Raw genomic sequence first — 18,524 nt, forward strand, 5'->3', positions numbered from 1 at the left:
TTCCTGAACAATAAACATTTTAAATAAACCATTTTTAAAATACAGGATATATTCTTCATTCTATTCTTCTAAATGGTTTGAATAGTATTTATGAGAACACCATTGAATTTGTGTATGTCTCGATTTTTCATATATTTTTATTAATTGATTCAATACAAAAATCCTCTGCATCGTATTCTCACAAAAGAAATTGAGTTGCCGATAATAATAGTTAATTTCTTTGCGATACGGATTAGGTAAGATTTGATTTTTTTCATAAATCTCTAGCAGCTGTAAGTGGAATTTGTATACATTCTTTATACTCATTCATGCAACCTCCTAACAATTTATCATGAATATTTAGTTGCATTCACAAATTTAGAATCTTGGACTTTCTAAAGTTAAAAATTTAACTAGTTTATTTGTACATTATATTTTGTTAAACGAATCATGAAGCTCATCTTGGTAGGCAGTGTTATAGACATCGTTCAACAGGTTACAGACTTTTTCAGTCATGTTTATATCAGATACTTTAAACTTCCTCTACTCCATCTGAGAAATAAATAGACCTAACACAAAATGGCGAATAATATCTTCTTTTGATCTCACACTTATTTTTATACCAACTTCATTATTATCTTTTTGTACAGTATATAATTTCGATAAATTAGATAGACTAATAAAGTAGATTCATAGAGAAAAGTGTTAGAAAAATGAGGGGAGATGATCGCAATGGATTTGTACAGAATCATCGGTTTTAACATTAGATGTAAAAGAAAACTTTTGAGGATGACTCAAACACAATTAGGGTTAGCTGTTGACCTATCTCGAACGGCGGTTAGCAATATAGAAAGTGGCAAACACCATGTCCAGATTCATACCCTATTTAAAATTGCACAAGTACTTGATACGTCGATACAATCGTTGCTAAATAATACTTTACATGATTTACCGCCTACTAAATTAGCCAACAAAACTATCTAATATTTGGGTTTTACCTAAGCATTTGCTTAGCAAATTTTAACTGGGCCCTTAGATTTCTAATTGCTTCATAATAAGCATCAAGTACTTGCTCGTTTACTGAAACTCTTTTATCAATAACATATGCTAAGTCAACAAAATCAAAATTAACTATGATTAATATATCGAGATTCTTCTCAAGAAATAGAACGGGGATCTTCCACTCTCCGTTTTTTTGTGCATCCTCAAAATGCTGGTATTTCATTAGTATTTTGCTACTGTAACACAAGTCTGCAAATTTTAATCCTTGTCCAGTAACGGTGGCCATTCCAATTCCTAATTCCTTCTTTTTATGTCTCATTTCATCACCTCAATTCAAGTATGGTCAATTTTTTTGTAATTGATACGTTAACATATCATTTTAGACATTTGACTCATATACACTAATGTATTCCCCTTCACAGTTTGTATACACTGAGTCTGAGGTGTAGCAATGAAGGAACCGATATTGGTTGCAGTTGGAAAACGGGTCCGTGAACTTAGGACAAAAAAGGGATTCTCACAAGAGGAACTTGGTGAGAAGGCAGGGTTTCATTTTTCTTATATTGGTGGTCTAGAGCGGGCAGAAAAAAATATTACATTACTAAACCTGCAGAAGATTGCAAACGCGCTTGATGTTCAAGTTTTAGACTTGTTTTTATATAGCAAGTACATAAAGAATGAAAAGACTAAGAAAGATCAACTATTAAATCAATTGCATACAAAATTATTTGATATGAATAACTCTGAATTAATTAAAATTCAATTGCTGGTTTCTCAGATCTTCGACAATAAATAAACCGCTCAACCAATAGGTTAGCGGTTTATTTATTATTTGAAAAGGGAATAATCTCCTTTATGAATATCGGGAGGTTATTACAAATGCATACCATTTGGAAAGGCACGGTCGAATTTGGTTTGGTACATATCCCTGTAAAGTTATATGCAGCTACAGAGGAGAAAGAATTTTCCCTTCAGTTACTACATAAAGGGTGTCATGGTACAGTTAAGAATCAACGTTATTGTTCAAGTTGTGAAAAAAAGCTGAGTTCAGAAGATTTAATTAAGGGATATAAATTAGATAACAACCAGTTTTTTATTTTTGAAAAAGAGGAATTAGAGCAAATACATGAAGATTCAAAAAGAATAAATATTATTCAATTTATTAAAGAGACATCAGTGGACTTAATGTTCACACAGAAGGTCTACTACCTTGGTCCAGAAGATAGCTACACAGATGCATACAGTCTTTTTATTAAGGCATTGGAAGTTACTAAACGTGTAGCAGTTGCTAAAATAACGATAAGATCAAGTACAAAACTTTGCATACTTAAACCAATGAACGGATCATTTATCCAATTGTCTACCATGTACTACCCAAATGAAATACGTCCTTCTGAACGTATACCGAATTTGCCTAGCGAAGCACAAATAGATTCGGATCAATTACAGTTAGCTCAGCAGTTAATAAAGAACCTCTCCTCTTCTAAAACCGATGAATCCCAATTTATAAATGTCGGGCAAGTTCGAATGCAGTCGTTAATACAATCTAAAATTTCTGGACAAGAAGTAATCCAAATAGATTCAGAAAAGAATGAGTCACATCACATTATTGATTTAATGGAAGCTCTTCAAACGAGCATTACTCTTCTCTCAAATCCATCAACTAAGAAAAACAAACAAAAGAAAAAAGAGAGTGCATCATAACTAAAAAGAACTCATTAACAAAAATGAGTTCTTTTTAGTTCATGAATTGTAGGATTAAAAAAATTATAGTTATTTATAGCGCATTATAATTGATTTCTTAAAGAATTTTTGCTATGAACATTTGTAAAATTCATTCGTACCTTATTGGAATAATTCTTAAGGAATGCTTCCTTTCTATTCACTATTTACATTTCAATATCTAATTTGTACATATTATTCTGACCCTGTACAGAGTAACTGTTCTTCTTAGTGTATATTAGCTCTAAGAGTTAGTGGCGACCGTTCACCTTGGCAGATTGCAGACGGACATTTTCCTGTGTTGACAGCTTGACAAAATATTGAACATCACCAACTGTTCTCTGGATCTGTATCATAAACTTTTTTATTTGATTAACTTATTTACTGTGGTAAAAAGTTCATCTACTACGTCATGGTCATCTTCTTCAATCAGTCCCTTTACTCCAATTCCTCGCATTTGTTCTTCTATTCGATTCAAACCTTACTTATACTGTGTGCTTAACTGTATTGGAGTGGTTGTTCTGAATGGACCAGTGTATCAGTGGAGAAACAAGCCTGATTGCTTGTTTCTATTTTTTAAAATTCGACGCTCTTTCTCGACTTCTTAAAGCTGTTTAAAACATCCCCTCTTTATATACACTGTAAAATAAATACACTAAAACAACGTTAGACCTATTAACCACTTTCTCAATGCGGAAGTGCTTTAATGCTTTATAAAACTTCAAAGGCAACTAAATACTGATGTTGCGCCATGCTGCAACTTGACGTGTAGATTTTCCCCACATATAATTGAAGTCAACAAAACACATGAACAGTTGTTCATGTGTTAATAAAATAGAAAGCTGGAATATGTATGGCAGGACATGATCATAGTCATGGGCATGGACACAACAACAAAAAAGTTTTACTGATCTCCTTCATTATCATCACTACTTACATGCTGGTCGAAGCTTTTGGTGGATTTATTACCAATAGTTTAGCTTTGCTCTCGGATGCAGGTCATATGTTATCGGATTCTCTTGCGTTGGTGATCGCTTTGCTCGCGTTTAAGTTTGGAGAGAAAGCTGTCAATAAGGGAAAAACCTTTGGTTACAGGAGATTTGAAATATTGGCTGCAATGCTAAACGGTATTACTCTGATTGCGATTGCCTTATACATTTTTTGCGAAGCGATTGAACGGTTTATAAATCCGCCAGAAATGGCAACAGTAGGGATGCTAGTTATCAGTATTGTTGGCCTGTTCATTAATATACTCGTTGCCTGGATTATGATGCGAGGTAGCGATACGAGCACAACCTGAATATGAGAGGTGCTTATCTGCACGTCCTCAGCGATATGCTGGGATCTGTTGGAGCGATTATTGCTGCTCTTCTGATGATGTTCTTGGGATGGGGTTGGGCAGACCCACTTGCTAGTGTAATTGTCGCAGTACTTGTCCTTCGCAGTGGTTACTTTGTTAGTAAGTCTTCCCTGCATGTGCTTATGGAAGGAACACCCCGTAACATTGATGTAGAGGAAGTCGTACAAGCCATTTCGCAGTTCGAAGGTGTGAAAGCGGTACATGATGTGCATATTTGGTCAATTACTAGCAACTTAAACGCTCTGACTGCGCATATTGTAGTTGATGGAAATAAAACAGTGTATGAAACCGAGGCCCTACTGCATAGTATCGAGCATATGCTGGAGCATAAGAACATTCCTCACTCTACTTTGCAGATCGAGTCCGAACAGCATAGACACGATGAATCCATTTTGTGCACTATAGAGTCAGGTGCGCCGGATGCACATGCACATCATAGCCATTAATAAATGGAGGACTGTTTGACTTTTTTGGAGGGGCTGTCCTCGACCGCTCCTCTAAGTACCAATGCACTCCTTGGAAATTTGTTCTGTAGACTAAGATCCAAGTCTGTTAACGCAAAATGGGTCATTCCTTCTTAAATGGAGCGATGGCATCTAGTATAAACCTCATTATTTTCTCAAAAGTCAAATTCATACCTGAAGCTTTTCCCTCTGACTCTTCCAGTCCAACAAAGAACTGACCGTCAAGCCGGCTTATTATTTTAAGCAGGTTGACGGTCAGTTCTTTTTACTTTAAGTTTTGCAAGATATAAATAGAAAATTCTAATCTAGATCCTGCCGTTGCTAGCAATCACCTTTTTATACCACTCAAATGACTTTTTCTTCATTTGCATTAATGTTCCTTGGCCATGATCATCTTTGTCGACATAAATAAACCCGTATCTTTTTCTCATTTCACCTGTGCTGGCGCCTACAATATCTATCGGCCCCCAGGTTGTAAACCCTAACAATTCAACACCATCATTCTCTACAGCATCCCTCATGGCCCGAATGTGCTCTCTAAAATAATCAATGCGTTAGTCGTCCTCCACATATCCGTTTTTGTCCGGAATTGTCTGCTTCACACCCAGGAAAGTATTAACAGAGAATCGCCCCCGTAGACAAGATAGTTGTTTAGAGACATTATAGTTGGTAACTGCAACATCCAGTAATAGCAAAGTTTCAAAGGGATTTAAGGCCCCGAAAAATTTGAGTACTATTTAACCTTATTGATATTTTTATAAGTATCACAAAAAAAATGAAAACAATTATTGTTATGGTACTATGGTACATAACTTAATTTTTTTTGCAATAGATAAGTTTTTGATAAATTCCTTATTTTCATTAATTTCAGTTTTTATAAATCTATAATGGCCAATTATTAGTAAGCTTTTGTTATAAGCTTTTCTTCGATATTTACGATAGATTATTGAACTTCTTTTTAATCAGTATTTTACTAGACTGTTTTTTTTTGATTTTTCTAATAGATCAGGAATATATTTGTAGAGATGATGATGTCCTAAGATCGTATTTTTCATTGTACCTCCACCGTAATATATTGCCTTTTTTAGCAGGGTTATTTGTTCATTTAGTAGAATGTCTTGGCTCAGAGCTATTTTTTGAAAATACTCATTAGCCATATTTTTAGAAAAAAATTCTCTGAATTTAAAAATCATAGTGGCTAATGAAGCACAGATTGTAAAAGGTAATAAAAACAATTTAAAAGTCTTTTCAAAAAAACTAGTGAAACCACTTAATGATGAGATAGTATTAAAACCTGATGAACGAGCGGCTTGAAAAAAATCCTCTCCAAAATATGGAGTAGTCATTAAATATTCAAACAATATTTTTGCTATTTCTTTGGAATACACTAACCCTAAAATAGAAATAACACCATAAATAACTGTCATTGATTCTAAAGCCATACGACTTTTTTCAATTTTATAAATTGGCTGTATAAATACAAATGTTAAATGGAAAATCAAAGATAGTATTAAACTAAAGATTATAAGTCTATTTTCCGTTCCTATTTGCAATAACATGTATAAAAATCCTTCTGTATTAGTTGCAAATATACTTTTATTCCTTAGCTGTCCGATATAGTTTAGCGAAATTAGCGAAATATATAAAGCAAATATAGGATTTGTAAAAACAAGCACTATAATAAGCCAAAAGATATTTGATATTTTTAAACTTAGTGAACAAAAAAAATAATATATAAAATATATAACCAAAAAAAATATAATTGCATTCTCATTGAAACGATGATTAATTTCTGGATTAAATAAAAAGGCAAGTCTTAGAATAACGAAAATTGTGATAAAACATCTAAAAATAAATCGCAAAATCATTTTTGTGCTTTGCTGACGTTGTATTAAATCTTTTTGATTAGTATTTAAAAATATTAAAGAGTGACTTTTTATTTTTTTTCTAATATTCTTTATCGCTTGTGCTCTAGATATCGTAATCAATGTATAGAGAAATACGATAAATACAACTAGTACTCTAATCCATATTGCACTTTCAGAAGGAGAAATTATAAATATAAAAAGAAAATTATAAAAAAAATATTTAAATAGTTTCCTATAAATTATAGTTTCATATTTCGTATTTTTTTTTGTTAGATAGTTTAGAGATGATAGATACATGCTTTGTACATGATCCTTTATTTTAAGATTTTTCATTAACAACAGTCCTTAAACGAAATGGTTTTAACCATACTTTTTTTACATAGATTAATGTTTTCAACACCATTCAAATAGGTCTTTTAAATTAGTAGTACAAAAAAATATAAGTCAAAAGTAATGATACCATGAGTTTTATAAATAGTATGTCGTTTTTTGTCGCTGTAATTTATAATTTGAACAAACTTTAAAATGCGGATAGTCGAGTTGCAAGTAATTCACAACGGAGAGGAGTAAATTTGTGTATATTTTCTTGCAGGTAACTATATTGTAATAATCAAAAGCTACTTAAACTGCAAGCAATTTTAATGAAATAAAAAACCGATGAATAAGTTCACCGGTTTTCACCTTTGGTACTATAATTCTGAGGGAAATTCTCTACAATATCGTCATTAGCCAAAAGAATCCTAAAAGCAAGTGATAATTTTTTTGCAGTTGTTAGCAATTTGCCATTCTGTAACAGTTCTTAAATATAATAAGCATTTGATTCGTCAAGCGACTGTGGAATACGAAGGTGACAAGATGTTAATCAAAGATACAACTAAGAAGATATGCCGAAGCATTAGTTGTACTATTGCACAGTGTACATTTTGAAAAAATCACCTTAAAAATGCACTCAATTTTGATCTTTCATTTCTTTTTTCTGTTCTTCCATGAGAGAGATATTTAAAATTTCTCATTTTCAAAACTCTCGCTATCGAATGGTATTGTAAATTTCATCTGCCGTAGATTTGACCAATCCTATGCTCCCTCTTGCACTTGCTTGTAGAAGCTTATTAACTAAACCATTTTTAATATTTTTTTCATGTAGGTTATATTTTTCAACAACTTCTATCCAGTTTTTAGCCATTTCATTATTTCGTAGCTTAAAAATGATTACTTCATCAGCTGGTAATACAGAATTCAAATAATACTCCCATCTGTCAATAGTTAGCGTTTGAAGGATCTCATCAATGTAGCTTTGAGCATTCCAGGAAATCCCATAAGTATTACCTAACTTACACGCTAATGTAGCTGTAATACATTTCCCTAATGCCGGAGCAGGAATAGAATTGCCAAGATTTTGAAGGTTTTTAGCAGCCGCTGGTTCATTATAAAAATTATTCATCCCATAATGTTTTGAGAGCAAGTGGTTTGCAGCCTCAATAAATGTATTAGAACGAAGACTTTCAGGAACGTAATCGAAACCTTTAGTCTTTAACAAAACTGACTTAAGAGCCTTTACAAGTGACGAATTCCCCTCATTTGTGGCTTCCGCATATGCAAACCCAACAGGATAACGATCATCTGACAAAAGATCCTCCCAAATAGTTGGGATAATACTAACCATGTTTGCAAAAACTATTTCTAATTCCCCACCTTTTTGTGTCTTAGAAAGATTTAAAAGCGTTCTAACAGTAGTCCTTTTATAAAAATAAGGACTCGTAAGTAAGGTTCTGTACACATCATTTTCTTCTGTAAGTATTTCTCGTTTTAGCATGTCCCTAAAATTAGTAAAAGATATTTGATGTTCATCGTCAGTCATTGCTAAAACATATTTTACACATGCTTTTATGGTGGCGTTTGCCTGCGTAATGTCTAACTCGTCTTCTGTATTTCTTGATAAATAGTGCCGGATTAACTCACTACTATTTAAAAACAACATTTTTGCTGTTTTATTAATAATACCTAAATCAGCACTTAGGTTAATAATATCCACTTCCGAAAGAAAATCATCTTGGTCACTGACACTCTCTTCAGTTCTACCGAGCATCTCTAGTACAAATTCTCTCCCAAATGAAAGAACTTTTTCGCGTAAAATATTAACTGTCCGATTCCAAGTATATTCTACTGCCATATCATAAAGTTCGCTTGTAAATGCAGTTCGTATTTTTGCTACCTCCTTATCAGATAGCATGTTAATATAGCCTGTTACTTGAACCACATCTGCAATATTTGCTGGTAAATCTGCTCCATTGGGTGAGTTCCACAACACTATTTGATTTGACATTATTCTTCACCTACTCTCTTATAAAAAGAATTGCCGTCCTGAGATAAAAAATATACTCCTACTATTTTGGACTCTCCTGAGAACAGCACAGTATTTGCTGCTCTTTTTCTTGCTCCACCTTCATTTGGTACTTCGACAGCTTCGGGTGCTTTTCTAACAAACACATTAAACCCTCTCACTCTAGCTGTCGTATCCAAAATTGTCATTCCATCAACATTAAGCATTTCCAAAAACAAGCCTGAAAGTCCATAATAGGCTTCGGCAGAAACTATGTCCTTATTGTTTGAAACAGAGTCAATCAGTCTTTCTCCTAAGCTTATTGGTTCTTCAAACCAAATCCCATCCCGAAAAAATTCCCCAGGTTTAAAATCGGTTTCAACTACCACACAAATAGTACCATGTATTTTGTAAGGTATGATTTTAAATAAGTTATCAAATGCTTTGATTAAAATATCTTTATGATCCAGATTAGAAATAGCCGAGGTTATATCTTCAATCATGCGAGGAAACGTTTTTGCTGGTTCCTCATCGATTTCAAGGTATCTAGAGTCGATTGTTAAATTGTTTTTGTACAATCCACAAATATGAAGTTCAAAATTATTTAAAACTTTAACCTCAATAATAGAATACTCTACTAAGCTTAGATCATCTATATTAAAAAGATTATCTGTAATAGGTAAACCAATTGGACCAGAAAAAGATCTTGTAATTCCATATTGTACTTGTTGGTTCTGGATATCAATAAAAACATGCCAGCCATTATTACAGAATGGTATCAGCGACTTGATAATTTTTTCCATATCAGATCCATCCATTTTGCCGCATCTTGTTTTAATTAAGTATGAATTTGATACAGTTTTTACGGCTTCATGAATATTAAAAGATAAAATTAGTCGAGGTCTAATTTTATGACCTTCTTCTTCATAATTGCATAACTTTGAAAGTACATTAAGTAAATTTTTCACAAACTCATTATTCACAATTATCTTTTCTTTTTCTAACAGAGTCTCGATTCCTTCACGTACTGACGAGTGATGAAGTCTTTGTGCATCCATATAATTAATTCCCTCCACTTTTTAACATCCGCCCTCACTCGAAGTCAAGTCCAGCATCTCAAGGGCCGCCACCTTCCGATTTATTGCTGCAAAAGTTGAATTTATAAAAAGCTACTATTAAGCTAATGGTAACCCTCCTCTTTGCTACTTATATTCAATTTTAAAAAATTTGTCTTTATCGCTCCTCTGTTATACTTTTCTTCTACTTCTTTAGTGACCAAAATTACTAACTCTTTCATAGCTCTTGTCAAAGCAACATATAAGTAATTGGTCATTTTGTTAGAGACATTTTTTTCAGTGAATAAGTAAGGAGCTAGATCAGTTGTTAATATAAACAAGCACCTATTTCCCTCTAATCCTTTTATGCTATCTATAGAACTTACTTGTATTCCTTCCTCTTTAGGAGGAATACGATTTAAATTGATTGATTCTTTTAGTCTTCCTTTATCATTCCTTGTCAGACTAATATCAAGCTTACTTTCTATTTTTGCAAAAATATTATTATTGCTTAAATTAGATAAATCTTTAATAATTTCTTTCATAAATATATAGACTGTTTTATCAATATCGGACGGATTTATATTAGCTTTTGTAACTAAATTTTTTAATTCATAAGACAAATTATCTTCGTATTTTTTTTGATCAGTTAGATGAGTTGAAAATCTTTTATTCTTTTTATAAATGAACGAAAGATCCCATTGATTTTCATCAAAAAAACTCTTTAAGAAAATATCATTTTCGAAAAGAAAACTCAGTTCACCTATTTCCGATGTTAGCGGTAATTGTTCCTCATCAACTGAAATAAATTTATTAGCCAGCATAACATGAGATATTGGACATCTGCGATTGCTATCTATAAATTCAACTAGTTGTTTCTCCTTATAACTTGTGATCATTTTCTTGAAAGCATCCTTACCACGTAAATCTTGTTTTGGATCCCCAACCATACATATATTAACGGAATTTTCATCCAATGTATGAAGAATCTCTGCCAAGTGTTTATCAATGTCTTGTGACTCATCGATAAAAATGGAGTCTAAATACCTTAACATGATAGCTAATATTTTTTTGCGCTTATCTTTAGTTTCTTTCTTATCGTTACTTTTTTTGCTTATAATCCATTTTGCTGTTTCAGTGATTTTTTCAGCGTGTATAATTTTATTCGCAGCAAGTTCCTTTATCTTTATAACCTTAAAACTTGGAACTTCAGATAACTTCATTTGAGACACTTTTGTAAATTGCTGACCATATAATAAATGATGAAACGGAAATACAACTTCCCTCACTAAAAAAGCATGAGATGTCTCAATTAATACTTGCTTAGGAATGTAACCATTAATTTCAATGATTTTTTTTCTTATATGATCCTTTGCTGCATTTGTATATGTGATAACATAAATGATCTTTTTATCTTTCATCTCATTAAATCTTGCTAACACTCTATGAGCCATAGACGTTGTTTTTCCAGCTCCTGCTCCAGCAACAACAATCTTCACATCTTCTCCCTACTTTGCAAAAAATTTATAACTTTACTAATGTGATGAGGTAATTCAATGGATGACAAATCTCCAGTACCAAAATTTTGACAGAATTTAAGCATTGTGTCTGCCTTGGCCTCTCTCCACTTATCAGATAAATCCTCTGGGTTATCTATGTTACCCCATCCATGATGATTAGCAAAATAATTCTTTAATTTTTCAAAATTACTCCCTGTTTGCACAAATTCAGGCTCCAATGTGTATCTGGTAGTTGTTGTTACATATATGTTGGAGTAAATATTGTATTTTTCGTGGAGTTCTTGAGCCTTGGGTTGATTGTCGTAGTCTCTGATAACCCCAATACGATGTGTTGAATTCTGATTAACTTTCAACCATATATCCAACATTTTTGTAAAACCCTTATGCAAGGAAATAACTTCTATATCATTTAAGTAATTCGTCTGGGAATTTAAATAAGATCGTATAAGCATTTCCTCAGTAGGCCCTTCAACTAATATACATTTTCTAGAAAATAAAAATTTCAAAAAATCTAAATTTGGTTTTTTTGCTAGATAATCTAGTTGAGCTTCATCTAATTCTGTTTTTAAAGAATAAGCAGTACCCTCTGATACTACCGTAACATTTTTCAATTCAAGCTTATTTAAAAATCCTGAGCTGTGAGTTGAAATGAACAATTGTGTTTGTTCACTAGAACTTAGAATTGAGTTTATAAAACTTGAAAGAATATGCTCATTACTAATACACAAATGTGCTTCCGGTTCTTCAATTGTAAGAATGTTTAGGGCCATATCAGAATTAACTTCTAATGAGTTTAAGATTACCAGCAAATAGATTAAATTACGGTATCCCAATCCTTGAGTATATAAATATTCTTCTCCTAATCCAAGTCGAACATTATTAAGTAGTGAACCCATAGTTGGCATATTAGGAAGCAAGGTTATTTGATCAAATAATTCCTTCGCGTTATCTAAATTAGAGGTATTCTGCCAATTAAATATTCCTTCTAATTTACTTATTCTTTTTAGATCTGAAAAGAAATTTTCATAAGACTTCTCCACCTCAACTTTCTGATCTTCTGAGAGCTTATTTTGCAAAAGATTAACCAGTGCCTTTGATCCAATTTGAGTATTTTTATTTGAAAAATCATCTCTCTCTGCAACTAATGAATTATATTTAAAATGAGCCAATTCAGTATACGATATTTGTTCCTCTGTAGAAGGATTTATAATAGAATATTTAAATAATTCGATTGGGAGTAAATTCATTTTTATGTTTTCAATTGTAGTTTCATCTTTTAATATCTTCCTAATATGATCAAGTAAATCTTTAGGATTCTCAATATAGTACTGATATCTAATCGTATACAATGGAGTATCACCGTCAAAAGAATTTATCCAGCGAGAAACATAAAATTCATCAGCACCTTCAGGTTCAAACGTTATTTTCACACTTACATAGGGAATGTATTTACTAAATTCATCTATTCCTATTTCTCCATTCTTTATTAATTCTAATTTTTCCTGGATAAATGTAAAATATTTCTCTTTTGAGTTTATGTTTATATCATGCCACCCCAGATTTTTACTTATATTTCCTATTTCATCATTTAGAAATGGTAGCGTAAGCGCTTTGAGCAAATTGCTTTTGCCACTGTTATTTTCACCGATGAAAATAACTAGTCTGTTTAGTTGGATGTTAACATCTATTAAGTTCCTGTAATTTTTTACGTGAATTTCTGAAATTTTCAACAAATAACTCCCCTTTAGGTATTAGTAAACTATATCGTGGAAGTGAAAATGCTAATAACTTTTTATTTTGACCCTTAAAAAGGGTAAAACATTTGATTATAATTATACTTTATCAGATAATCTATAAAAACCATGTCGAAATATGGCGTATTTCAGAGTTAAATACAAACCATTCCCTTACTATAGATCAACTTTTTATAACCTAAAAGAGAAAGTACTATGTTAATTACTTCATTCTTATTCTCCTCATCTTGATGTGTAGCAAAGTTTATTTACTTAAACGGACACCTGCTCAAAGCAGGTGGACTTAGACAGTAATGTCGAAGACTAAAGTCGTAATGTAAGTGTCAAGTTCTTCTAAAAATCCATACACTCATAAGTAATGGAACTGCGGATAACTCATCCTCAATTCTGAACATTTGTTCTTTTCCTCTGTAAATTGATGGCGATATAATTCCTGATCATTTCTTCGATAAGTATATTACTTACAACACCGTTCTCTGATTCATCAACCGTTGAACGTTACATAAGCTTGACTAAACGAATTTATCAGATTATTCTATTTTTGTAAGGTGTAACTCAAACCTCCTTTTTATTAAAGAACTTAGCTCAACAGCTCAAAATATAGCCATGGAGCCTATTTTCCAGTATTAACCCAAATGATAAATCTAATCTCCCGTTCTCTTCGTATAACAATGTGTATTGGAATTAAATAAGTTCAAAAAGATCTAAACTACTGTCCTAAGATTTATTTTGCTTTACCGTCAGTAGAATCTACATTACTTAATAAAATAATCCCCTTACTAAGTATGTAATTGGAGGAAACGACCATGGAAATAAAACTATTTATGAAGTATCCCGAAATCACTTGCTATCCTAATCATGCAAACTTGTTTTCAGTTATTTCACAAAATAAAAATTTTACATCATGGTTCTTAAATAACTATATTCACTTTTCGTAGACAAAAACGATTATAAAGCTGTTTTTTTAAGACTAGACTTTTAAACGAATAACCTGTTGCAATCATGTCCGTATGTTTATTATCAAAAAGTATCAAGATCTCTATTATTACAGACTTCTAAATCCATTATTGATTTTTGCATAAACGCGATTAAGTTATCATCCTATACATACTTCTTAGTCGATATTTATCATATATCCAATTATAAAGAAAACTTTAAAAAAAGGCATAAAGCACATGATATTTTCATTTATGGAGTTGACCTTAAGAGTAAATTTTTCTATGCTGCAGATAATTTCAGCAATGGCAAGTATACATTCGAAAAAGTTTCATTTGAAGAATTACTGAATGGTTTCAACAGCGTAGAAGAACTTAATTTAGACGATTGGATTGAAGGGATTTGCCTTTTAAGTTACAGAGAAAAGAATAATTTTTTTGATCTAAATCACGCCTATAAATTTGATCTGAATAAATTATTAATGGAATTACAAGATTACTTGACCTCATACAAAACCCCAAAACGCTATTGCAATCCATATGACCAATGGATGATACATGCAAGTGACATGGCATTTGGATTAGAAGTTTATGATGTGATTATACATTTCTTAGAAAATGTTACTGAAATCCACGATCGAAGACCATTTTTCGTGTTAGCCGAACATAAAAAGTTGATGCTAATGAGAATTGAATTTTTACAAAATGAGCTTAGTATTGATCTTAGCAATCTTAAAGACAAGTATTCTGAAATTGTGAAAAAAACAAATATCCTCAGTATGCTTTACTTAAAGTGTATTATTTCTAAGAATGGTGATATAAAAAAACGTTTAGTTTGTAATTTACAATCTATCAGAGACGAAGAAGAAAAGATCATTTGCAACTTGTATAATCTACTTATAAAAGAATATGTAAAAGTATAACTAATCAATGACCCTTTACTGAATAGAGGGTGTATTTATTTGTATGCACCCTCTATTCCAAACTATCACTATCCTATAAAATCAACTACCTCCTTACGCTGAAACGCGCTAGGCAATTTTTCTACAAGTGTTATTACTCGTTCAACGAGTTTATTTTTTGATCTTTCTCTAATTTTCTTTCTGCTCAATTCTGAAGTTGTCGAAGCTCAGATAAAATAATAGGTAGGTCTTCCTCCTCAACTCTATCCATTGTAATCCTAAAGCTGGTTGCCAACATTCATATGATTCTGATGCAACGGGGAGAAAAAAACTTTTTTCGAACTCATTTTGTGGTTTGAGTATCATAACGCTAGGTAAGGCTACTATGACGCAGTTATTCAAGCCGCTCTTCTATTTCGAAATATTTGGATATAAGAATTTTTTTTCGTGAAAGGAGCTCTAATTATGAAAACATTACCTCTTTGCGATCCTCTGATTTCGAACTATCCTCAACATGCCTTCTACCTATCAATTATTTCTGACAATAAGGATTGCCAACCGTGGATTTATTCTAACTATACGAATCTGTTTTTGTCTAACTGGAAAAACGATGAGATTTTTCTGGATTTTTATGTGCAAACACCCGAACACCACTTTAATCCCTGGTTTAAGGATTCACAACGGCTGCACCGTGATCTCATTCTGGGCTCTATTCCGAATCTAGTGTCGTTCATTAGGAGTCAGATCGACGCGGGGTACTACGTTTGGACGCACGTTGATGAATACTTTATCCCCGATACGCCTTCCTATCATACCCGGCGGTTCGCTCATGCGGTTCTTATCTACGGATACGACGACTCAACTCGGGAGTTCCAGCTTGCCGGATTTTTCAAGTACCGTAGCTATTCTCGAACAACCGTCCCATACGACGACTTGAAGACGGCGTTCGAGCATTGCGATATATATGATGATTATCTTAACTATACTCATTTGCTAAAGATCAACCCGGAGTACCACAACAACAAAATCTATGAATTCGATCTCTCGTACTTTGCAGAATGCATGGAAAACTATTATACCTCTATTAATGAGACTGAAAATTATAAAAGCTTCTACACGCCAAAGCTGTACTCAGATCGGACCTTTGGTCTGGATATTTATAACAAATTAACAATGTATTTTGAGTTGATGCTTTCCAAGCATCGAACAATTGATACACGTTTGCTGTATACGCTTAGAGAACATAAAAAATTCATGAATCTGAAAATTAAATATATTGAACAAGAAGGACACTATCGTTTCCCCGCCGTTTTTAAGGATAACTATACCCGAGTTGAAAAAGAAACAACGATTATGCTTAATCAGTTTTTGAAATACGGGATAACCCAATGCGAGGATAATATTATCAAATTGATTGGTAGGCTAGGATTCCTGTATCAACTAGAAAATGAAACGCTTGAACTGCTGCTGAGTGATTTCAGCAAGCAGGGCATCACAGGGGTAAGACTTCGTTAAGCCGGAGCTGATGACTCATCCTGGCGTGAACTCAGGAGAAGGTTCGTTTGGTGGCCTTCTCTGTTCAACTCCTGGCTACTGACCATTTGCTGGTATAGCGCCCCTCGATTCATAAGTTGATCGTGAGTTCCAGATTCAACCATCTCCCCGTTATGCATGACCAAAGTCAAATCTGAATTCTGTATAGTTGACAGGCGATGGGCAATGACAATTGTTTTTCCTTTACGATAACGGTCAACTCCCTCTCTGTTGTCATGTCCAGCGCAGAGGTAGCTTCATCTAGAATCAGGATTTCTCTGTTCTGAATTAAGGCTCTGGCTATGGAGAGCCGCTGACGTTGACCCCCTGACAGTGTCACCCCTCGAATCATCAATGGCTGTATCGTATCCGTCCGGCAGACCCAAATATATTCATCGATTTGCGCCGCCTTGCAGGCCGCTCTCATTGTGTTTGTATTGTTCTGCTCATCTAATCCCATTAGTAGGTTGTTCCGAATGGTATCCGGAAAAAATATGGTTCCTGGAACACGATTCCGATGCTCTGTGTCCAATCAACTCGGCGCACCCGTTGGAGCGGACTATCATTCACCAGTATGCTGCCGGCTTTCGGTTCGAAATTACGAATCAGCAGTTGAGCAATGCTCGATTTTCCAGAACCACTGGTACCTACAATGCCAATTTTAAGTCCCATGGGAAACTCAAAACTTAGATTTTTAAGTACGGCGCTGCCCCTTGGCTCGTAGCTAAAATCAATATTGTTGAAAGAAATTCTCTGCAACGGAGTCGGAACCGGCTCGTTTCCTTCGTCGCTCTGCTCCCCTTCCATCACATTGCGTAGCCTTTCCAAGCTGGCAATGGCACAGGACTTTTCCCATGCCGTTTCGGATTCCGTTTATGTTTCCTGTCTTGTCTTTGAGCTTAACTTAATGACATGGCCGTTTGCCCTCACCGTTTCCCATGCCATTTCCAGGTTTGTTCGGTGATACACTTTGTCGATTAATGAATGAACCTTTCGTCTGTGCCTTCTGCTTCCATGCGCTTCGTATCCTCCGCCTGCAAGTTTTGGATCTTTCACTTAGGGAATATTCCTCCTTTGCCGCTTACTCGCGAAACTCATGTCAGTTCCGGTCTCCATAAAGCGAGCTTCAGGTTCGCCTTTTGGGTGAACTGAAGCCAGTCACACCGAGGTGACCGATCCGGACGTTTCTGTTGTTCGTCCGTTCGTAAGTAGTATCTGGCTCTCCGACTTCTCGCCGTGCGTCCGGTATACACTTCGGGGTTTCCTTATAGCATCTGTTACTGAAACTGCCGCGTATTCTTAGAAGCGTTAGACGCGGCGCGACCGCTTCGACTTTGTTTACCCCATTCGTCCTGCAAGTGCATTCGTTTCAGACACGACGTGATCTCCGTGGGTCACAACGTCATCTTCCGTACCATGCCGACCGCACACACCTTGGTGCGATGGGTGGACTGGAACGCCTTCGTCTCCATAGTGCAGACTCGACCTTGCCCCATCTTTGGCCGACCGGTTCGCGAGTTCGAGTAGCCTCGTTTCAGTACGGCCTGGTACGTCTCCTCAAGCCCTTCAGACTCTGCATCGCGGCAGACGCCCTGCCCTCCAATAAAAAAAAATTACTGTCCCCCGAGGCGTTACCCCCGAATTTGGATATGAGCCCCTAGTCGGTGCTCAGTGGGACTTTAACCCACCTGATGAACGTGCTGCCACGCACGCACTATGGCTTCTGCTGACTTCTCACCACAAGCTTTACTCCGTCTCTCGGATTTTTTTCCTACTCGACGTCAGTGAGACCCCCTTGGGTAAGAGCGATAACCTTCCCCTCATCCATCTGCCACATTTACTTGATAAGATTCGGGCAGTATTGGACTTTATTTTGTCAAACAAGCTCGTACGTCTCACAGGCCTCCTATGTGATTTCGGTTCGTCAGACCGAGGATTTGCCTCCGGTTTCCTTCAGATTCGGCCTCGAGACCGACACCCTTGCCTTTGGCTAACAGTTCCTACTGCCAAGACTGTAGCGGACTTTCACCACCGAGTTATCACCCATGCCAGGCGCACCTGAAACAAAACAACCCCCAATCAAATTTGAAGTGCACCCCTTAGAATAGAC

The 18,524-nt window shown here is 34.6% G+C and carries 14 protein-coding genes and 2 pseudogenes; 6 read left to right on the top strand and 10 right to left on the bottom strand.

Annotated elements, in window-relative coordinates; all coding sequences use genetic code 11:
• Window positions 1-711: 711 nt before the first annotated feature.
• Complete coding sequence (locus NLX74_RS25815; protein ID WP_367997031.1) at window positions 712-963, top strand: helix-turn-helix transcriptional regulator; 252 nt, start codon at window positions 712-714, stop codon at window positions 961-963.
• A 10-nt stretch (window positions 964-973) separates the two neighbouring features.
• On the opposite strand, the gene NLX74_RS09840 is transcribed toward NLX74_RS25815, so the two are convergent.
• Window positions 974-1,300 carry a hypothetical protein gene (locus NLX74_RS09840; RefSeq protein ID WP_254328576.1) on the bottom strand — a complete coding sequence of 109 codons (327 nt, stop codon included), beginning with the start codon at window positions 1,298-1,300 and terminating at the stop codon, window positions 974-976.
• 132 nt (window positions 1,301-1,432) lie between these two features.
• On the opposite strand from NLX74_RS09840, the gene NLX74_RS09845 reads away from it, so the two are divergent.
• From NLX74_RS09845 to NLX74_RS09855, 3 genes and pseudogenes are all read left to right on the top strand, one after another.
• The gene (locus NLX74_RS09845; protein WP_254328577.1) at window positions 1,433-1,777 is read left to right on the top strand and encodes a helix-turn-helix domain-containing protein; all 345 of its coding nucleotides are present in this window, start codon (window positions 1,433-1,435) and stop codon (window positions 1,775-1,777) included.
• Window positions 1,778-1,860: 83 nt separating this feature from the next.
• Window positions 1,861-2,685 (top strand): non-homologous end joining protein Ku, encoded by an 825-nt coding sequence (ku, locus tag NLX74_RS09850; RefSeq protein WP_254328578.1) that lies wholly within the window; start codon window positions 1,861-1,863, stop codon window positions 2,683-2,685.
• Between the two features lie 871 nt (window positions 2,686-3,556).
• Window positions 3,557-4,509 (top strand): annotated as a pseudogene (locus NLX74_RS09855) (cation diffusion facilitator family transporter).
• A 323-nt stretch (window positions 4,510-4,832) separates the two neighbouring features.
• On the opposite strand, the pseudogene NLX74_RS09860 reads toward NLX74_RS09855, so the two are convergent.
• The 6 genes and pseudogenes from NLX74_RS09860 to NLX74_RS09885 form a co-directional block, all read right to left on the bottom strand.
• Window positions 4,833-5,153: pseudogene (locus NLX74_RS09860) on the bottom strand (family 1 glycosylhydrolase); the annotation flags it as partial.
• Between the two features lie 336 nt (window positions 5,154-5,489).
• A complete protein-coding gene (locus NLX74_RS09865) occupies window positions 5,490-6,728 on the bottom strand; it encodes a hypothetical protein (RefSeq protein ID WP_254328579.1) in 1,239 nt (412 codons plus the stop codon).
• Window positions 6,729-7,422: 694 nt separating this feature from the next.
• On the bottom strand, window positions 7,423-8,718 hold the full coding sequence (locus NLX74_RS09870; protein ID WP_254328580.1) for a hypothetical protein: 1,296 nt from the start codon (window positions 8,716-8,718) through the stop codon (window positions 7,423-7,425).
• Entirely contained in the window at window positions 8,718-9,773 is a 1,056-nt protein-coding gene (locus tag NLX74_RS09875; RefSeq protein WP_254328581.1) for a hypothetical protein, read from the bottom strand. The genes NLX74_RS09870 and NLX74_RS09875 overlap by 1 nt, the downstream gene beginning before the upstream one ends.
• 122 nt (window positions 9,774-9,895) lie before the next feature.
• Window positions 9,896-11,269 carry a UvrD-helicase domain-containing protein gene (locus NLX74_RS09880; protein WP_254328582.1) on the bottom strand — a complete coding sequence of 458 codons (1,374 nt, stop codon included), beginning with the start codon at window positions 11,267-11,269 and terminating at the stop codon, window positions 9,896-9,898.
• Window positions 11,266-13,020, bottom strand: a complete 1,755-nt coding sequence (locus tag NLX74_RS09885) for an ATP-dependent nuclease (protein ID WP_254328583.1) — start codon at window positions 13,018-13,020, stop codon at window positions 11,266-11,268. Before NLX74_RS09885 ends, NLX74_RS09880 begins: the two co-directional genes overlap by 4 nt.
• A gap of 1,018 nt (window positions 13,021-14,038) precedes the next feature.
• On the opposite strand from NLX74_RS09885, the gene NLX74_RS09890 reads away from it, so the two are divergent.
• Window positions 14,039-14,902: a hypothetical protein gene (locus NLX74_RS09890; RefSeq protein ID WP_254328584.1), complete on the top strand. Its 864-nt coding sequence runs from the start codon at window positions 14,039-14,041 to the stop codon at window positions 14,900-14,902.
• Between the two features lie 444 nt (window positions 14,903-15,346).
• Window positions 15,347-16,396, top strand: coding sequence for a cysteine peptidase family C39 domain-containing protein (locus NLX74_RS09895; protein ID WP_254328585.1), 1,050 nt, complete (start codon window positions 15,347-15,349; stop codon window positions 16,394-16,396).
• Between the two features lie 166 nt (window positions 16,397-16,562).
• On the opposite strand, the gene NLX74_RS09900 is transcribed toward NLX74_RS09895, so the two are convergent.
• The 3 genes from NLX74_RS09900 to NLX74_RS09910 form a co-directional block, all read right to left on the bottom strand.
• Window positions 16,563-16,874, bottom strand: a complete 312-nt coding sequence (locus NLX74_RS09900) for an ATP-binding cassette domain-containing protein (RefSeq protein WP_254328586.1) — start codon at window positions 16,872-16,874, stop codon at window positions 16,563-16,565.
• Window positions 16,874-17,221 carry an ATP-binding cassette domain-containing protein gene (locus NLX74_RS09905; RefSeq protein WP_254328610.1) on the bottom strand — a complete coding sequence of 116 codons (348 nt, stop codon included), beginning with the start codon at window positions 17,219-17,221 and terminating at the stop codon, window positions 16,874-16,876. The genes NLX74_RS09900 and NLX74_RS09905 overlap by 1 nt, the downstream gene beginning before the upstream one ends.
• A 66-nt stretch (window positions 17,222-17,287) precedes the next feature.
• Window positions 17,288-17,470, bottom strand: a complete 183-nt coding sequence (locus tag NLX74_RS09910; RefSeq protein ID WP_254328587.1) for a hypothetical protein — start codon at window positions 17,468-17,470, stop codon at window positions 17,288-17,290.
• Between the last annotated feature and the right edge of the window lie 1,054 nt (window positions 17,471-18,524).

The sequence above is a fragment of the Paenibacillus sp. MZ03-122A genome (assembly GCF_024213325.1).
Taxonomy (GTDB): Bacteria; Bacillota; Bacilli; order Paenibacillales; family Paenibacillaceae; genus Paenibacillus; species Paenibacillus polymyxa_B.